8 protein-coding genes and 1 tRNA gene are annotated in these 15,463 nt (G+C 67.6%); 7 read left to right on the plus strand and 2 right to left on the minus strand.

Features of this window, described 5'->3' with window-relative positions:
* Positions 1–153: 153 nt before the first annotated feature.
* Positions 154–9,393: a type I polyketide synthase gene (locus IDF66_RS18545; protein ID WP_190268124.1), complete on the plus strand. Its 9,240-nt coding sequence runs from the start codon at positions 154–156 to the stop codon at positions 9,391–9,393.
* Between the two features lie 20 nt (positions 9,394–9,413).
* Positions 9,414–9,806, plus strand: a complete 393-nt coding sequence (acpS, locus tag IDF66_RS18550) for a holo-ACP synthase AcpS (protein WP_164306596.1) — start codon at positions 9,414–9,416, stop codon at positions 9,804–9,806.
* A gap of 22 nt (positions 9,807–9,828) precedes the next feature.
* Here acpS and IDF66_RS18555 read toward each other — a convergent pair whose 3' ends face one another.
* Both IDF66_RS18555 and bcp read right to left on the minus strand, forming a co-directional pair.
* Positions 9,829–10,461: a TetR family transcriptional regulator gene (locus tag IDF66_RS18555; RefSeq protein ID WP_164306597.1), complete on the minus strand. Its 633-nt coding sequence runs from the start codon at positions 10,459–10,461 to the stop codon at positions 9,829–9,831.
* Positions 10,462–10,485: 24 nt separating this feature from the next.
* Complete coding sequence (gene bcp / locus IDF66_RS18560; RefSeq protein WP_190268125.1) at positions 10,486–10,959, minus strand: thioredoxin-dependent thiol peroxidase; 474 nt, start codon at positions 10,957–10,959, stop codon at positions 10,486–10,488.
* A 232-nt stretch (positions 10,960–11,191) separates the two neighbouring features.
* Between bcp and IDF66_RS18565 the strand changes: the two genes are divergently transcribed.
* From IDF66_RS18565 to IDF66_RS18585, 5 genes are all read left to right on the plus strand, one after another.
* A complete protein-coding gene (locus IDF66_RS18565; RefSeq protein ID WP_164306599.1) occupies positions 11,192–11,413 on the plus strand; it encodes a DUF3618 domain-containing protein in 222 nt (73 codons plus the stop codon).
* Between the two features lie 50 nt (positions 11,414–11,463).
* Positions 11,464–12,630, plus strand: coding sequence for a L,D-transpeptidase (locus IDF66_RS18570; protein ID WP_317628790.1), 1,167 nt, complete (start codon positions 11,464–11,466; stop codon positions 12,628–12,630).
* 82 nt (positions 12,631–12,712) lie between these two features.
* Positions 12,713–12,785, plus strand: a tRNA-Lys gene (locus IDF66_RS18575).
* Between the two features lie 208 nt (positions 12,786–12,993).
* Positions 12,994–14,208: a L,D-transpeptidase gene (locus tag IDF66_RS18580; RefSeq protein WP_164306600.1), complete on the plus strand. Its 1,215-nt coding sequence runs from the start codon at positions 12,994–12,996 to the stop codon at positions 14,206–14,208.
* Between the two features lie 102 nt (positions 14,209–14,310).
* Positions 14,311–15,453 (plus strand): acyl-CoA dehydrogenase family protein, encoded by a 1,143-nt coding sequence (locus tag IDF66_RS18585; RefSeq protein ID WP_190268369.1) that lies wholly within the window; start codon positions 14,311–14,313, stop codon positions 15,451–15,453.
* Positions 15,454–15,463 lie beyond the last annotated feature (10 nt).

The raw sequence follows: 15,463 nt of genomic DNA on the forward strand, positions 1-15,463 counted from the left end.
AGTGCAGCGCAGCACCGAAAAGTCCAGGCCACCGTACCGACAGACCTCAGCGGGTGATTTCTGTGCCCGCGGCTCAGCCAACGACGACAAGCCATTGACTACCCGCGACACGAGCACCCCCGCCACAACAGTGTCGAGACAAGAGGAGAACCCGTGACCGTCGACCAATTCCGTTCAGGAGCACAGGGCGCCGCGCACTCGGACCGCCCGACCACGACGCTGATCGACCGTCTCATCGACGGTGAGCCGTACGCGATCAGTTTCGGTGGACAGGGGTCGCCCTGGCTGCCCACCCTGGCCGAACTGGTCGTCGACGCCGATCTCGAGCATCGGATCGGGAAGGTCGTCGCCGCCGCCGAGCGCATCATCGATCCGGTCGCCGCCCAGCTCACCATCGCAGTGGTGGACGGTTTCCACCCGCTGACCTGGGTTCGTGCCCTCGATGCCGAAGAGCCGGTGCCCGGGGAGACAGAGCTCGCCGACTTCACGCTGTCGGGTCCGGGCGTACTGCTGACCCAACTGGCCGCGGTCGAAGCGCTGAAGAAGCAGGGCCTCGACACCACCGCCATCACGCCGACTGCCATCATCGGGCACTCGCAGGGATCCATCGCCACCCACGCGATCGGCGCCGACGGCCAGGTCGCCGAGTCCGGACAGGGCCTGCTGCTGGCGATCGCACACCTCATCGGGGCCGCCGGCACCCTCGTCGCGCGTCGTCGGGGATTGGCGACCACCACCGACGGCACGCCCATGCTCGCCATCAGCGGTGCCGTGCCCGCGCGCATCGAAGAGATCCTCGCCGACTATCGCGCCGGTCTGAGCGAGTCCGAGCTGGCCTCGGCCCCCGTCGTCGCGATCCGTAACGGCCGTCGCGCCGTCGCCCTCTCCGGTGCACCTCGCCATCTCGCCGCCTTCGCGGCGCTGTGCGAGCGCATCGCGGCCGCCGAGACCGACGAGCGCAAGCGCAAGGTCGCGGGTGGGGCGCCGTTCGCGCCCAAGTTCGATCACCTGAACGTCAGCGTCGCCTTCCATCACCCGACCATGGCCGAGGCCGTCGACCTGGTCGCGGAGTGGGCCGACGAGTGCGGGATCGATCGCGACACCGCGATCGGCCACGCCAAGTCCATCCTGGTCGATCCCGTCGACTGGGTCGCGACGGTCGACGAGGTCGTCGAAGCCGGCGCCAAATGGATCCTCGACTTCGGGCCCGGCGACCTCGCCACCCGCCTCACCTCATCGCTGGTCCGCGGCCAGGGCGTCGGCCTGGTGTCGCCTGCGCTACGCGTGGGTCAGCGGAACCTGTTCAGCCCGGGCGGAGTCCCCGAGGTCGCCCGGCCCTGGACGCAATTCGCCCCGCAGCTCGTCGAGCTGCCCGACGGCCGCACGGTGGTCGACACCGCGTTCACCCGGCTGACCGGTCGTTCACCGATGCTGCTGGCCGGCATGACCCCGACCACCGTCGACCCCGCCATCGTCGCTGCGGCCGCCAACGCCGGACACTGGGCCGAGCTCGCCGGCGGTGGGCAGGTCACCGAGCAGATCTTCGCCGACAACGTCGCACGCATGACCGATCTCCTCGAGGACGGCCGGCAGGCACAGTTCAACGCGCTGTTCCTCGACCCCTATCTGTGGAAGCTGCAGCTCGGCGGTAAGCGCCTCGTGCAGAAGGCCCGCGCCCAGGGAGCCCCGATCGACGGTGTCGTCGTGTCCGCGGGCATTCCCGAACTCGAGGACGCGGTCGCGCTCGTCGACGAGTTCGTCGAGGCAGGCCTGCGTTTCGTCGCCTTCAAGCCCGGCACCGTCGAGCAGATCCGCGCGGTGGTCCGCATCGCCGCCGAGGTGCCCCATCACCCGGTCATCGTCCAGATCGAGGGGGGCCGCGCGGGTGGCCACCACTCGTGGGAGGACCTCGACGACCTGCTGCTGGGCACCTACAGCGAACTGCGGGCCCGCAACAACGTCGTGATCTGTGTCGGTGGCGGCATCGGCACCCCGGAACGGGCGAGCGAATACCTGACCGGCGCATGGTCGTCGGCCTACGGCTACCCGTCGATGCCGCTCGACGGCATCCTGGTCGGTACCGCTGCGATGGCCACCAAGGAGGCCACCACCGCCCCCGAGGTCAAGCAGCTGCTGGTGGACACGGTCGGCTGTGACGACTGGATCGGTGCCGGACACGCGACCGCAGGCATGGCGTCCGGGCGTAGCCAGCTCGGTGCCGACATCCACGAGATCGACAACACCGCGTCGCGCTGCGGTCGCCTGCTCGACGAGGTCGCGGGTGACGGCGACGCCGTCGCCGACCGACGCGACGAGATCATCGCCGCCATGGCCGACACCGCCAAGCCGTACTTCGGTGACGTCGCCGAGATGACCTACCGGGCATGGCTGGACCGCTACGCGACCCTCGCCGTCGGCGACGGCCGGTCCGATCAGCTGCCCTGGGCCGACATCACCTGGCAGCAGCGGTTCACCGATATGCTCCAGCGCACCGAGGCGCGGATGAGTCCCGTCGATTCGGGTGAGATCCCGACGATGTTCGCCGGGACCGGCAGCACCGACGATCCGCACTCCGCGATCGATGCACTCGGCAGCGTCTACCCGGAGATCGAGACCGACGTCCTGCATCCCGCCGACGTCGCGTTCTTCCTCGAGCTCTGCCGCACCCCCGGCAAACCGGTCAACTTCGTGCCCGTCATCGACAAGGACGTGCGCCGCTGGTGGCGTAGCGACTCGCTGTGGCAGGCCCACGATGAGCGCTACCCGGCCGATGCCGTGTGCATCATCCCCGGTCCGGTGGCAGTCTCCGGCATCACCCGCGTCGACGAGCCGGTCGGCGAGCTGCTCGATCGCTTCGAGGCTCAGGTCGTGAACGACTTGCAGGACGCCGGCACCGACTCCATCGCCGTCGACACCCGCAAGCGCGCCGGTCTGGTGGACGGCGACGGCACCATCGTGGCCGTGCTGGAGGCCGACGACGTCGACTGGGTCGGGCGCATGGTGCCCAACCCCATAGCGCTGCTCGGCGACCGCGATCGCTGGACGCTCGTGGACCCGGATCGTGCCGAGCACGAGCCGACGGGTTCGGTGCTCGAGCACGTCGCCGAGGATCGTTACGACCTGGTGACGCCGATCTCGGGTTCCTCGGTCCGGATTCCGCTGCACATCGACGCCGGTCTGCTCGACGGCGGCAACCCGCGGGTCGGGATCGACGAGGCCGCCAACGCCATGCGTGAGATCCTGACCGTCGCCGCCGGTGGCGAACTCGCGACCGTCGAGGACGGCGTCGCGGTCACCACCGTCTCGTGGGACCCGGACAGCGTTGCCGACCACGCCGCGGTGACCGGCTACACCCTGCCTGCCAACCTGCGTCCGACGACCCCGACCGAACCGTTCGGCTTCGCGGTCCCCGACACCCTCGTCGGCGCGAGCTGGCCGAGCGTCTTCAGCGTCATCGGTGCCGCCCGTACCGAATCGGGGGCTCCCGTCGTCGAGGGTCTGCTGGACCTGGTCCACCTCGACCACGCCGTCGAGCTGGTCAGCGAGATTCCTTCCACCACAGCAGAACTGACCGTCACCGCGCGCTCGGGCGCCGTATACGACTCCGAGGTCGGCCGGGTGGTCGAGGTCGGAGTCGAGGTGGCAGGCCCGACCGGTCCGATCGCCACGATGGCCGAGCGGTTTGCCATCCGCGGGCGCCTTGGTTCGGCGGAACTCGCCGACCCGGTCCGTGCCGGAGGTGCCTCCGATGACGAGCGGGCTGCCACGCGCAAGCTGCTCCGTTCTGCCACCATCACCGCACCTAGTCGGATGACCGGCTTTGCGGCGGTGTCCGGTGACCGCAACCCGATCCACACCGATGTCGCGGCCGCCAAACTGGCCGGGCTCGGCGACCCCATCGTCCACGGCATGTGGCTGTCGGCAGCCGCCCAGCAGGTGGTCACCGCAACCGACAGCAAGCACCCGACCCCGTCGGCCCGCCCGTTGGTCGGCTGGACCGCCCGGTACCTGGGCATGGTGCGCACCGGCGATTCCATCTCGATCCGCGTCGACAGGGTCGGTCTCGATGCCGGCCGTGAGGTCGTCGAGGTCACCGCGAAGGTCGGCGACGACCTCGTGATGGCCGCCACCGGTCTGCTGGCCGCGCCGCGGACGGTCTACGCCTTCCCGGGCCAGGGCATCCAGAGCAAGGGCATGGGACTCGACGCCCGCTCGCGGTCGAAGGCCGCACGGGAGATCTGGGATCGCGCCGACAAGCACACCCGCGACGCTCTGGGCTTCTCGATCCTGGCGGTGGTGCGGGACAACCCCACCACCCTGGTCGCCAACGGCACCACCTACAACCACCCCGACGGAGTGCTCTACCTGACGCAGTTCACCCAGGTCGCCATGGCGACGCTGGGTGTCGCGCAGATCGCCGAGCTCAAGGAGGCGGGCGGTTTCGTCGAGAACGCGATCACCTGCGGTCACTCGGTGGGCGAGTACAACGCGCTCGCAGCGTGTGCCGGAGTGCTGCCGCTCGAGGCCGTGCTCGAGGTCGTGTTCCAGCGCGGTGAGGCCATGCATCATCTGGTCCCGCGAGATGACCTGGGCCGCAGCGACTACCGGATGGCGGCGATCCGCCCGAGCCAGTTCGGTCTGGCCGATGCCGACGTCACCGGTTTCGTGACGGAGGTCGGCGAGTCGGTCGGCGAGTTCCTGGAGGTCGTGAATCTGAACCTGCTCGGTTCGCAGTATGCGATCGCCGGTACGGTCCGTGGCCTCGAACACCTCGAAGACGAGATCGAGCGTCGTCGTCTCGAGTTCGGCGGCAAGAAGTCCTTCATCCTGGTGCCCGGTATCGACGTGCCGTTCCACTCCACGGTGTTGCGTGAAGGCGTGCCGGAATTCCGGTCCAAGCTCGAAGGCCTGCTGCCCGAACACATCGATCCGGAGATCCTGGTCGGTCACTACATTCCCAACCTCGTGCCACGGCTGTTCACCCTCGATCGCTCGTTCATCGAGGAGATCGCCGCGCTGGTGCCGTCCGATCCGCTCGATGCCGTTCTGGCGGATTGGGATTCCTGGTCGAACAAGCCGGGACAGCTGGTTCGCGTCGTCCTCATCGAGCTGCTGGCCTGGCAGTTCGCCAGCCCGGTTCGCTGGATCGAGACCCAGGAGTTGTTGTTCGCCGGACCGTCGCGCGACGGCCTCGGGGTGCAGAGATTTGTCGAGATCGGACTGAAGGGCGCCCCGACCCTCGCCGGACTCGCCACCAACACCCTCAAGCTCGACGACTATGCCGCGGCGACCACCGAGGTGGCCAATGTCGAACGCGATTCCGATGTGATCCTGGCCAAGGACTCCGGTCCCGAACCCGAGGACGAGGTCGACGAGGGTTCGCCGGCGCCGACCGCCGATGCCCCGGCGGCGGAGGCCGCACCGACACCTGCGCCGGCCGCCGCACCGGCACCGGCTCCAGCCGCAGCAGGGCCCCGACCGGACGACATCTCGTTCGGGCCTGCCGACGCGGTGAAGTCCGTGATCGCGCTGTGGACCAAGATGCGGACCGATCAGATCGGCTCCGCGGACACCATCGAGGCGCTGTGCGACGGTGTCTCGTCACGCCGCAACCAGCTCCTCCTCGACATCGGTGGTGAGCTCGGGCTCGGTGCCATCGACGGTGCGGCCGAGGCCGACATGAACGCGCTGTCGTCGACAGTGGAGACGCTGGCGCGCGGCTATCGCCCGCTGGGCCCGGTGCTCACCGACGCGGTCGGCGACCAGGTCCGCAAAGCGCTCGGGCCCTTGGGCAAGCGGCAGTCCTACATCACCGATCGTGTTTCCAACGTGTGGCAACTCGGACCCGGCTGGGGCCTGCACGCCACGGTGGCGGTCGCTCTCGGTACCCGCGACGGCGTCAGTGTCCGCGGCGAGGATCTCGGCAACCTGCTCGACGGCGCGCTCGCCAACGCCGACGCGCTCGACGCCCTGATCGATCGTGCGGTCGCCTCGGTGGGTGCGGCACGCGGTGTCGCCGTGGCCAAGCCCGCCGCCGAGAGTGGTGGCGGCGCAACGGTCGACGCGGCAGCCCTCGGTGAGTTCACCGAGCAGATCACCGGTCGCTCCGGTGCGCTGGCCTCGGCCGCCTATACCGTGCTGGAGAAGCTCGGCCTCGCCGAGATCAACGCCTCGGGCGAGGTGGTCGAGGACCCGAATGTGGCCATCGTCGAGCGCGTCAGCGCCGAACTCGGCTCCGACTGGGTCCGGACCGTCGCCCCGGCCTTCGACACCGCGAAGGTGGTGTTGGTCGACGACCGCTGGGCCACCAGCCGCGAGGACCTCGTCCGGATCTGGCTGACCGACGAGCACGACCTCGACACCGACTTCGAGGGTGTGGTCGGCCGGTTCAACGGCGCAGGCGAGACGGTCGCGACGCACGCCACCTGGTGGCAGGGCAAGGCGCTGGCATCCGGAAATGCCGTGCACGCACGTACGTTCGCCGCGATCGCCAGTGCCGCGGAGCAGCCGGGCGTCGGCCAGTGGTCGAACGAGATCGCCGTCGTCACCGGTGCAGGCAAGGGTTCGATCGCCTCCGGCGTCATCGCCGGACTGTTGGCCGGCGGCGCGACGGTGGTCGCCACGACCTCGCGCCTGGACTCCGGCAAGCTAGCGTTCTACAAGAAGCTCTACCGTGAGAACGCCCGGTACGACGCGGCATTGTGGGTCGCGCCCGCCAACATGGCGTCCTACACCGACGTCGACGACCTGGTCGAGTGGATCGGTGCCGAGCAGACCGAGAACCTCGGTGGCACAACGTCGGTGATCAAGCCGGCGATGAAGCCGACCCTGCTCTTCCCGTTCGCCGCGCCCCGGGTGGCCGGTGACCTCACCGACGCAGGCGGTCGAGCCGAACTGGAGATGAAGGTTCTGCTCTGGTCGGTCGAGCGGATGATCGGCGGACTGGGAGAACTGCACGCCGATCACGACATCGCCGCCCGCGTCCACGTGGTGCTGCCCGGTTCGCCGAACCGCGGCATGTTCGGCGGCGACGGCGCCTACGGCGAGAGCAAGGCGTCGCTGGACGCTCTGGTCACCCGCTGGGCGGCCGAGGATTCCTGGAATCAGAAGACCACCATCGCGCACGCCCTCATCGGATGGGTGCGTGGCACGGGTCTGATGGGCCACAACGACGGGATGGTCGACGCCGTCGAGGCTGCGGGAGTGCGCACCTGGAGCACGGCCGAGATGGCCGCGAACCTGCTCGGCCTGTGCACCACGGAGCACCGGCAGCACGCCCGCACCGAGGCGATCGTCGCCGACTTCACCGGCGGTCTCGACCCGTCGATCGACCTCAAGGCACTGGCCGGTGCGGCCGCCGAAGCGGCAACCGACGAAGCCGAGGAGTCCGACGACGAGGTGACCACCGTGGCGGCGCTGCCCGCCCCGGCCCGCGCACCGAAGGGGATGACCCCGCAGTGGTCGTCGATCGACGCTCGTCCGGAGGATCTGGTCGTCATCGTCGGCGCAGGAGAACTCGGCCCGTACGGCTCGTCGCGCACCCGGCTCGAGATGGAGGTCGACGAGAAGCTCTCCGCCGCAGGCGTTGTGGAACTCGCCTGGAACACCGGACTGATCCAGTGGGACACTGCACCCAAGCCGGGCTGGTACGACACCGAATCCGGTGATCCCGTGCCGGAGAGCGAGATCGCCGAGCGTTACCACGACGAGGTCGTGTCGCGCTGTGGAATCCGGCGCTACGCCGACGAGGGTGCGATGGTCGACAACACCTCGCCATTGCTCACCTCGGTCTTCCTCGACGAGGACCTCACCTTCACGGTGAGTTCCGAGGCGGAGGCACGAGCATTCGCCTCGGCCGCCCCGGAGAAGACACGGATCGTGGAGAACGCGGAGACCGGCGACTGGCAGGTGACCCGGCTCTCGGGCACCGAGATCCGGGTGCCGCGACAGTTCACGTTGTCGCGCACCGTCGGCGGTCAGATCCCGACCGGTTTCGACCCGACCCGTTGGGGTGTCACCCCGGACATGGCCGAGTCGATCGACCGTGTCGCACTGTGGAACCTGGTGGCGACCGTCGATGCGTTCCTGTCGTCGGGATTCACCCCGTCGGAACTGATGCGGTGGGTGCACCCCGGTCTGGTCGCCAACACGCAGGGCACCGGCATGGGCGGGATGACGTCGATGCGGGAGCTCTACATCAACACCCTGCTCGGCGAGTCCAAGGCCAACGACATCCTGCAGGAAGCCCTGCCGAACATCGTTGCCGCACATGTCGTCCAGTCCTATGTCGGCAGCTACGGCGCGATGATCCACCCGGTGGCCGCATGTGCCACGGCAGCCGTCTCGGTCGAGGAGGGTGTCGACAAGATCCGTCTCGGCAAGGCGATGTTCGCGGTGGCAGGCGGTTTCGACGACCTCGGTATCGAGGGCATCGTGGGCTTCGGTGACATGTCGGCGACCGCGGAGTCGGCCGCGATGTCGGCACGAGGGATCGACGAGCGCCGGTTCTCCCGGGCCAACGATCGTCGGCGCGGCGGGTTCGTCGAGTCAGCAGGAGGCGGAACGATCCTGCTGGCCCGCGGTGACGTGGCCGCGCAGATGGGTCTGCCGGTCCTCGGCGTGGTCGCCTGGGCGCAGAGCTTCGGTGACGGTGTGCACACCTCGATCCCGGCCCCCGGTCTGGGTGCACTGGGCGCCGCGCGTGGTAACGACGCCTCGCCGCTGGCCTGTGCGCTCAGTGCGCTGGGCGTCAGCGCTGATGACGTCGCGGTGATCTCCAAGCACGACACCTCGACGCGGGCCAACGATCCCAACGAGTCCGAGCTGCACGAGCGGCTTGCCTCCGCGATCGGTCGCGGTGACGGCGCGCCGCTGTTCGTGGTGTCGCAGAAGTCACTGACCGGCCATGCCAAGGGCGGTGCCGCTGCCTTCCAGCTGATCGGGCTCTGCCAGTTGTTGCGCGACGGGGTGATCCCGCCGAACCGCAGTCTGGACTGTGTCGACGAGCAGATGCGCGACTACCCGCACCTGGTGTGGCCGCGCGAGACCCTCGACCTCGGCGAGCGGTTCCCGCTCAAGGCGGGTCTGCTGACCAGCCTCGGATTCGGTCACGTCTCCGGTCTGATCGCCGTGGTCCACCCGGAAGCCTTTGTGGCGACACTGGATTCGGAGCAGGCCAAGGTCTACCGGCAGCAGGCCTCCGAGCGCGTCCGCAAGGGCAACCATCGTCTGCTGGAGGCGATGTGCGGCGTCGAGCCGGCCTACCAGCGTCCGCCGAACCGCCGGTTCGACAGTGCGGCCGACGAGCACGATGCCGAGGCCGAGCTCCTGCTCGATCCGTCGGTGCGGCTCGCGGCAGGTGGCAGCTATGGTCGCGCCGGCGGGGCGGAGTGAAGCCGGAGTCTGATGCGGCGATGAGTGTTCTCGGAGTGGGCATCGACATCGTGTCGATCCCGGAGTTCGGTGAGCAGTTGCGCCAGCCCGGCACGACGTTCGCGGACCGATTCACGGTTCGCGAACGTCGTGACGCGGCGGCGGGCACCGGCGACGAGGCACGCCATCTGGCCGCACGGTGGGCGGCCAAGGAGGCCGTGGTGAAAGCGTGGTCGGTGAGCCGGTTCTCGCGGTCGCCGCTGCTGCCGCTCATCCGCCACAGCGACATCGAGGTGGTCACCGACAACTGGGGCCGCCCGGCGATCCGCCTGGGCGGAGAGATCGGCGAGTTGCTCAAGGACACTCGCCTGCACATCTCGCTCACCCACGACGGCGACACCGCCGCCGCGGTCGCGATCCTGGAAGGCGTCTGACCAGCCGTCTGTCGTGCGCGGCTCAGTCCTCTGCGGTCGTCTCCTCGAGCAGCAGGTAGCCGGCGAGCATCCGTTTGAGCTCGGAGACCGTCTCGTCGTGGTCGTGACCGTCCTGGACGGAGAAACTCAGCAGCGAGTAGGCGGTGTGCACCAGCACCTGCGACATCATCTCGCGTCGACCGCGTTGGGTCGGGGTGAGGGGAGCGAGGATGTGTGCGACCTGCTCGGCGAGTACGCGTTCGTTCCGCGAGGCAGTGGCCCTGGTGGCAGGGGTGGACTGCACCGCCAGCCAGACCGCCCGGCGCGACGGGTCGTCGCGCCACAGTGCGGCGAGGTGATCGAGGAACTTCTCGAGGAGATGGGGCCACTCCAACGACGGGATCTCCGATGAGAACGCCGCCAACTCCTCCCGGACGTCGACCGTGTCCTGGCGGTCGAGCTCACAGACGATCACGTACTTGTTGGCGAAGTACTGATAGAGGGTGCCGATCGGGACCTCGGCACGCGACGCGATCTCTTCGCAGGTCAACGACTCGAAACCGACCTCGATGAGCAGGTCACGGGCGGCGCCGAGCATTGCGGAGAACTTCTTCTTGCTACGTTCCTGCGTCGGCCGCTTCCGTGGGACCAGCGGCTCGGCGAGTGATGCGGACATCGTCGTCGCTCCTCGAGGCCGGTCTCACACGGCGATATCGCGCCGGAGCTTGGCGACATGCCCCGTGGCGCGGACGTTGTACTGCGCCACTTCGATCTTGCCGTCCTCGTCGACGAGAAAGGTCGAGCGGATCACGCCGGTCACGGTCTTGCCGTACATCTTCTTCTCGCCGAAGGCGCCCCAGGCGCTGAGGACCTCTTTGTCCGGGTCGGACAACAGCGGGAACGTCAGGGCCTGTGCCTCGGCGAACTTCGCCAGCTTGGCCGGCTTGTCCGGTGAGATCCCGAGGACGGCGATGCCCGCGTCCTCGAGGTCCTTCAGATTGTCGCGGAAATCACATGCCTGCTTCGTGCAGCCCGGGGTGGACGCGGCCGGATAGAAGTAGACGATCACCTTGCGTCCCGCGTAGTCCGACAGGGACACCGGCGTGTCCTGCGAATCGTGAAGGGTGAAAGCGGGGGCTGGGTCTCCGACGGACAACCTCGGTGTCGCTGGCATACGGCCAGGTTAGTCGATGCGCACATCGGTCGGCTGCCGCGTGTGGGTGCGGAATGTCGGTATCGCTCGATTTCACGTGGGCACTCCGGCGCGGCGCGTGACGGCGCACATGCCTGGTGGGGCCGCCGATGCCGTAGTCTCGAAAGGTCGCAACGCAGGCGTCGCGCGGGTGGCCGTGACGCCACCGAACACCGATCCGATGACGCCGTCAATCACGTATGGGAGGAACCACGTGGCCGGGGATACCGAACGTATCGAGCAGGAGATCGCACAGGCGCGCGAGGACCTGGCCAAGACCCTCGATTCGCTGGCCGAGCGCGCGAATCCGCAGCGGCTGGCAGACGATGTCAAGAAGAAGGTGATGGCCACCCTCTCGACCCCGGCGGTGAAGTACACGCTGGCGGGGGTCGGGACAGTGGTCGTCGTCGTGATCGTACGAAAGATCGTGAAGTGATCCATGTTCGTCTGCCCGGTGTACGCCGGGCTCGTCGCCGTGGCGCCGCAGTGGCGCTGGTGGCCGCACTCTCCGCCGTCGCGCTCGCGGGCTGCTCCACGTCGTCGAGCTATCCCGACGTCATCACCGACGCTCAGAGCCTCGATTCGGTGGCGCAGCCGACCATCTCGGTGACCGGCTGGCATGACCAGCCGATGAACGACAAGGCCGTCGGCGTGATGCCCGGCGCGCCGATCACCGTCACCGCCCACGACGGCAACCTGTCGTCCGTGGTGGTGTCGGGCCCCGACGGTCCGGTGCCGGGGAAGACATCGTCGGACGGCTCTCACTGGGTCTCCACGGGTGCCCTCGACTTCGGTGCCGACTACTCCCTGACGGCGGCCGCCCGCGGCGTCGACGGCGCCGGGGCCCGCAAGATCGGCTTCACCACCGCCTCCGCCGACTCCCTGGCCGACGCGTCGACCGTGACCGGCGACGGTGAGACCGTCGGTGTGGGCCAGCCCGTGGTGATCAACTTCGACACCCCGGTCGCCGACAAGCGCAATGCGGAGAACGCCATCAAGGTCACCACCGACCCGCCGGTCGAGGGCGCGTTCTACTGGCTCAACGACAGCATGGTGCGGTGGCGTCCGGAACATTTCTGGAAGCCCGGAACCAAGGTGCACGTCGCGGCGGACATCAAGGGAATCGACCTCGGCGACGGCGTGTTCGGCGAGAACAATCTGGATTCCAGCTTCAAGGTCGGCCGCAGCTTCATCGCGGTGGCCGACGACAAGACCAAGCAGCTGACGGTGTCGGTGAACGGCAAGGTGGTCAAGACAATGCCGACCTCGCTGGGCAAGGACTCCACACCCACCAACAACGGGACCTACATCGTGGCCGAGCGAGAGCCGAGCGTGATCATGGACTCCTCGACCTACGGTGTGCCGGTGAACTCTCCGGAGGGGTACAAGGAGACGGTCTACGACGCGACCCGAATCTCGTTCAGCGGCATCTACGTCCACTCCGCTCCGTGGTCACTCGGCGATCAGGGTGTCGACGACGTGAGCAACGGGTGCCTGAACGTGAGCCCCGAGAACGCGGAATGGTTCCTCAACCATGCATTGCGCGGCGACATCGTGATCGCGAAAAACACTGTCGGTCCAACACTTCCCGGCGACGACGGGCTCGGGGACTGGAACGTCCCCTGGTCGGTCTGGAAGAAGGGCAATGCCTGATCGGCACGGTGCGGAGGGGCCGTCGCGGGGGCGATTTCACTTCTGCCGCCACGACATGTAAGGTTCCTTTTCGCACCGGCAAGCGCCATTAGCTCAATTGGCAGAGCAGCTGACTCTTAATCAGCGGGTTCGGGGTTCGAGTCCCTGATGGCGCACAACACACAGAGAAGAACGCCCCGCCAAGCGCGGGGCGTTTTTCTGTCGGGTGGAACACCGTGTGCGGGCCCCGATTCATCCAGCGAACCGACTCGGACAAACCGGTCGCACGTCGTCTCGTACACTTGTGTCCAACCGTGGGTCAGGGGCGCGTCATCGTCGACGTGAGCGGTGAGATCGTCGTGGTGGTTACAAGGTTGGAGGATCATGGGGATCAGTCGTACCCGGATGGGGCGTCGTTCACCGCTCGCACTCATCGGTGTTCTCGTCGCGATCGTCGCGAGCGTCTCGTCGTGCACGGAGGACCCGAAGTACTCGTCGGATGTCGGGAGTTCCAACCTGATCGACGACATGCTCAAGCCGGGGGTGGAGGTCTCGGAATGGGGCAATCGCCCGTTGGCCGATCAGGCCGTCGGAATCCAGCCGGGCGCGCCGATCACCGTTGCCGCACGCGAAGGCGCCATCACCGGCGTGGTGATCGCCAAGGCCGACGGTTCGCCGGTCAAGGGCGAACTCTCCGAGGACGGCACCACGTGGACCAGCGCGGAGCCGCTCGGCTACAACCGCACCTACACGCTCCAGGCCGACGCGGTCGGGATCGGCGGCAAGAGCACCAAGCGCGTCTCGTTCACCACCCGCGCGCCGAACAACCTCACGCAGGCATACCTGACGCCGTCGCCGCGTGAGACGGTCGGCGTCGGTCAGCCGGTTGCGGTCAAGTTCGACGAGCCGATACCGGACCGGAAGGCCGCCCAGGACGCCATCAAGGTCACCACCGATCCGCCGACCGCCGGCGCGTTCTACTGGATCAGCGACTCGGAGGTCCGGTGGCGTCCGCAACACTGGTGGAAGACCGGCACCAAGGTCGCCGTCGCGGTCAACACCTACGGCATCGACCTGGGCGACGGATTGTTCGGCCAGGAGAACGTGCGCACCGACTTCCAGGTGGGGCGGTCGATGATCATCACCGCCGACGACAACTCCAAGCAGGTCAGCTTTGCCCGGGACGGCAAGGTGATCCGCAGCATGCCGACCTCGATGGGCAAGCCGGGTGCCGAGACCGACAACGGGGTGTACCTGGTGTCGGACAAGCACGACCACATCATCATGGACTCGTCGACCTACGGCGTGCCGGTGACGTCTGCCGACGGTTATCGCACGCCTGTGGACTATGCGACCCGGATGTCCTACAGCGGCATCTTCTTCCATTCCGCACCGTGGTCGGTCTGGGCCCAGGGCAACACCAACACGAGCCACGGCTGCTTGAATCTCAGCCCGGACGATGCGCTCTGGGTCATGCGCAACACGCTGCGTGGGGACCCGGTGGTGGTGAAGAACACCGGCGGAGCCACCCTGTCGGGCACCGACGGGCTGGGGGACTGGAACATCCCGTGGTCCGTGTGGTCGAAGGGCAACGCCTGACCGCGCCCGGACTCCCTCGCGAGGTGGTCGCGCCGACGTTACCAACACGCACTGTTACGATCGCCGATGACAGTAACGTCCGACGACAAAGGGTGTGCCGACATGGCCGAACGCTCCTCCTGGGAAACCGACGACCTCACCGCGCTGCGTGATCTCGCTCGCAGCTTCTGTGAGAAAGAGATCAAGCCGAACATCGAGAAGTTCATCGACCAGCACCATGTCGACCGCGACCTGTGGAACAAGGCAGGTGAGCTGGGGCTCCTCTGCATGTCGATCCCGGAGGAGTACGGGGGCGGCGGTGGCACGTTCGCGCACGAGGCTGTGCTCATCGAAGAGCAGGCGCGCGTTGCCGATTCGTCCTGGGGCGCGAGCCTGCACAACGGGATCGTCGCGCACTACCTCCTCGCATACGGATCCGAGGAGCAGAAGAAGACCTGGCTGCCCAGGATGGCCAGTGGGGAAGTGGTCGGCGCCATCGCGATGACCGAACCGGGGACCGGTTCGGATCTGCAGAACGTGAAGACAAAGGCAATCCAGCAGGGCGACGACTACGTGATCGACGGGTCGAAGACCTTCATCACCAACGGCAGCCAGGCCGATCTGATCATCGTGGTGGCCAAGACCGACACCAGCGAGGGCGCCAAGGGGATCTCGCTGATCCTCGTCGAAGCGACCCGTGAGGGTTTCCGCCGCGGCCGGGTCCTGGACAAGGTCGGTCAGCGTGGCCAGGACACGTCGGAGCTCTTCTTCGACGGTGTCCGCGTGCCGACCTCGAATCTGCTGGGGCAGGAAGAGGGTCAGGGCTTCATCCAGCTGATGCAGCAGCTACCGCAGGAGCGACTCATCATCGCGGTGGCCTCGGTGGCAGGCATGGAGAGTGCGGTTGCGCAGACCATCGAATACACCAAGGACCGCACCGCCTTCGGCCGACCGATCTTCGGATTCCAGAACACCAAGTTCAAGCTCGCCGAGGCCGCGACGGAGACACGGATTGCGAGGGTCTTCGTGGACGACTGCATCACCAAACACCTCGACGGCAAGCTCGACATCCCGACCGTGGCGATGGCGAAGTGGTGGACCAGCGATCGTGCCATGGTCGTGGCCGACGAATGCCTGCAACTCTTCGGTGGGTACGGCTACATGAACGAGTACCCGATCGCGCGGATGTGGGCCGACAACCGCGTGCAGAAGATCTACGCCGGGACCAACGAGATCATGAAGGAGATCATCGCGCGATCCCTCTGAGCTTCCCGAA

This window comes from Gordonia hankookensis (assembly GCF_014673215.1).
GTDB lineage: Bacteria > Actinomycetota > Actinomycetes > Mycobacteriales > Mycobacteriaceae > Gordonia > Gordonia hankookensis.